Source organism: Pseudomonas sp. NPDC088885 (assembly GCF_044750025.1).
GTDB classification, from domain to species: Bacteria; Pseudomonadota; Gammaproteobacteria; order Pseudomonadales; family Pseudomonadaceae; genus Aquipseudomonas; species Aquipseudomonas rustica.
Genome location: NZ_JBIVJB010000206.1, coordinates 1 through 2,746 on the forward strand (window position 1 = coordinate 1; position 2,746 = coordinate 2,746).

A 2,746-nucleotide genomic window follows, 5' to 3' on the forward strand; every position below is an offset into this window, starting at 1 on the left:
TTTGGGTGTTTTATTAGGATTAAAATCGGCCGCAAGTATGCAGAGAGCAGGGGGTCATTGCAACGCGCCATGACCTGGGTCAATGCTTTCCAACGCTGATTCTGCGGCCTTTCCATGCGCCGCGTAAGGACAAAAATGCCCTCGAAAAAAAAGTCGCTGCGGATGAAAAAAGCGAGGGGTTCAGGTCGCTTGTAACGAGGTGTGTTCAAACGGCCGGTTTGGGTGACGAATGGCAATCGGCGCGACAGCCGGTATCTACTGGCCTTTGCGGCGAATCTGTCAGCCAATTCATCGAACACAACGCTCAGGATCGACCTGCAACCGGCATGAGCCAGTCCGCATCGAGCAAGCTTAGACCCGAATTCGGGGAACCGAAAGGCGAGGGTGTTAAGGGGTGCGACAATGCGTCGCAAAGGGGTGGGAAACTGCCGCACGGAGAATCGTGCGGCAGAGGTGTACGCAATGATTACTTCTGGTTGTCTTCAGTAATCAGTTTTTCTGTATTCAATCCGTGGCTGAGGCTGTACACATAAGCCGCCAGCAATTGCACTTTATCGTTGCCCAGCAGCTCGTTTTGCGCCGGCATGTGACCCTGGCGACCATGGCGAATGGTTTGCTCGAGTTGGGTCAGGCTGGTGCCATAGATAAATCCGGCCGGGTGCGTCAGATTCGGCGCCCCCATGGCTTCGGTGCCTTGGCCGGTCGCCCCATGACAGGCTACGCAGGTGGTGCTGAACGCCTGCTGGCCCGCTTGCAGGTCAGCCTTGCTGTCGGCGGGCATCGGCAACTTGGCCAGATCATGACGCACATACGCGGCCACGTTTTTCACCCCAGCCTCGCCCAACACTTCGCCCCACGCCGGCATCGCCGCGACCCGGCCACCCATGATGGTGGTCTTGATGGTCTCGGCGTCGCCGCCCCAACGCCAGTCGCTGTCGGCGAGGTTAGGAAAGCCGAACGCGCCTTTGGCGTCCGAGCCGTGGCACACCGAGCAGTTGGAAGCGAAGAGGCGGCCACCCATTTTCAGCGCCTGCGGATCCTTCGCCACTTCTTCCACCGGCATGGCGGCGAACCTGGCGAAGATCGGCCCGAACTTGGCGTCAGCCTTGCTCATTTCCTTTTCCCACTCGTGAACGCCGGTCCAGCCGTCCTCGTAACCCGGGAGGATGCCTTTCCAGTTGCCCAGACCCGGATACAGAATCAAATAGCCCACGGCAAATACCAGCGTGCCGGCGAAGAGCATGAACCACCACTGCGGCAGCGGGTTGTCGTACTCCTCGATGCCGTCGAAGCTGTGGCCCATGGTCTGGTCGACGCTGCCTTTGGTCTCGCCCCGGCGGGTGCCGATCAGCAACCACGTCAGGCCGATCAGGCTGCCGATGGTCAGTACGCAGATCCACGTACTCCAGAAGGTGGTCATGGCCGGGTACTCCTTGGTTCAGGTGCTTGGGTTGTTTCAAATGCCGGGGTAGTTTCGGGCTGTGGCTCGTCGGCGAACGGCAGCAGACGTGCTTCGGCGAACTCCGGGGTGCGCTTGCGGTTGAACACCCACAAGGTCAAGCCGACGAACGCGACAAACACGACAACGGTGCCTAAACCACGGATCAGCCCTGCGCTCATTTCAAAGACCATCGTGCTCACCTCTTGCTCTTGATCGCAGTGCCAAGCACTTGCAGGTAGGCGACGAGCGCGTCCATTTCGGTCTTGCCCTTGAGGCTGGCCACCGCGCCGGCGATGTCTTCGTCGGTGTAAGGAACGCCGAGCGTGCGCAAGACTTTGATCTTGGTTTCGGTGTGGCTGCTGTCGACCGCTTGCGTGACCAGCCATGGGTACGCCGGCATTTTCGACTCAGGCACCACGTTGCGCGGGTTGTACAAGTGCGCGCGGTGCCAGTCATCGGAGTAACGCGCGCCGACACGGGCCAGATCCGGACCAGTACGTTTGGAACCCCACAGGAACGGGTGATCCCAGACGCTCTCACCGGCCACCGAGTAGTGGCCATAGCGTTCGGTTTCAGCGCGGAACGGACGGATCATCTGCGAGTGGCAGCCGACGCAACCTTCACGGATATAGATGTCGCGGCCTTCCAGTTGCAGCGCGGTGTAAGGCTTCATGCCTTCGACCGGTTTATTGGTGACGTCCTGGAAGAACAGCGGGACGATCTGGGTCAGGCCGCCGATGCTCACGGCGATGACCATGAAGAAGGCCAGCAGGCCAATATTCTTCTCGACAGCTTCATGCTTCATCAGTGAGCTCCAACGACAGCGATCTGGGCGGCGGCTTCAGCTTCAACAGCGTTCGAGGCGCGCACGGTGCGCCATACGTTGTAAGCCATCAGGAACATGCCGCTGGCGAAGAAAGCACCGCCCAAGGCACGCACGATGTAACCCGGGTGGCTGGCTTGCAGCGCTTCAACGAACGAGTAGGTGAGGGTGCCGTCATCGTTGATTGCACGCCACATCAGGCCCTGAGTGATGCCGTTGACCCACATCGAAGCGATGTACAGCACGGTGCCGATGGTCGCGAGCCAGAAGTGCGCGTTGATCAGGCCGACACTGTGCATCTGCGCACGACCGAACAGTTTCGGGATCATGTGGTAGATCGCGCCGATCGAGATCATCGCCACCCAGCCCAAAGCGCCGGCGTGTACGTGGCCGATGGTCCAGTCGGTGTAGTGCGAGTGCGAGTTGACGGTCTTGATCGCCTTCATTGGCGCGTCTAAGGTCGACATGCCGTAGCACGCCAG

At 59.9% G+C, this 2,746-nt stretch carries 5 protein-coding genes; all 5 read right to left on the reverse strand.

The genetic code is table 11. The features are described from left to right. A partial coding sequence (locus ACIP1X_RS28495) for a hypothetical protein (protein WP_400755926.1) occupies window positions 1-299 on the reverse strand: 299 nt, incomplete at its 3' end. A gap of 167 nt (window positions 300-466) precedes the next feature. Further along, the gene (gene ccoP / locus ACIP1X_RS28500; RefSeq protein WP_400755927.1) at window positions 467-1,420 is read right to left on the reverse strand and encodes a cytochrome-c oxidase, cbb3-type subunit III; all 954 of its coding nucleotides are present in this window, start codon (window positions 1,418-1,420) and stop codon (window positions 467-469) included. Then, window positions 1,417-1,632, reverse strand: a complete 216-nt coding sequence (locus tag ACIP1X_RS28505; protein ID WP_053118838.1) for a cbb3-type cytochrome c oxidase subunit 3 — start codon at window positions 1,630-1,632, stop codon at window positions 1,417-1,419. The genes ccoP and ACIP1X_RS28505 overlap by 4 nt, the downstream gene beginning before the upstream one ends. 5 nt (window positions 1,633-1,637) lie before the next feature. Further along, window positions 1,638-2,246: a cytochrome-c oxidase, cbb3-type subunit II gene (gene ccoO / locus ACIP1X_RS28510; RefSeq protein ID WP_400652521.1), complete on the reverse strand. Its 609-nt coding sequence runs from the start codon at window positions 2,244-2,246 to the stop codon at window positions 1,638-1,640. Beyond that, window positions 2,246-2,746 (reverse strand): cbb3-type cytochrome c oxidase subunit I (locus ACIP1X_RS28515; protein WP_400755928.1); only part of this gene is annotated, 501 nt, incomplete at its 5' end. The genes ccoO and ACIP1X_RS28515, both read right to left, overlap by 1 nt.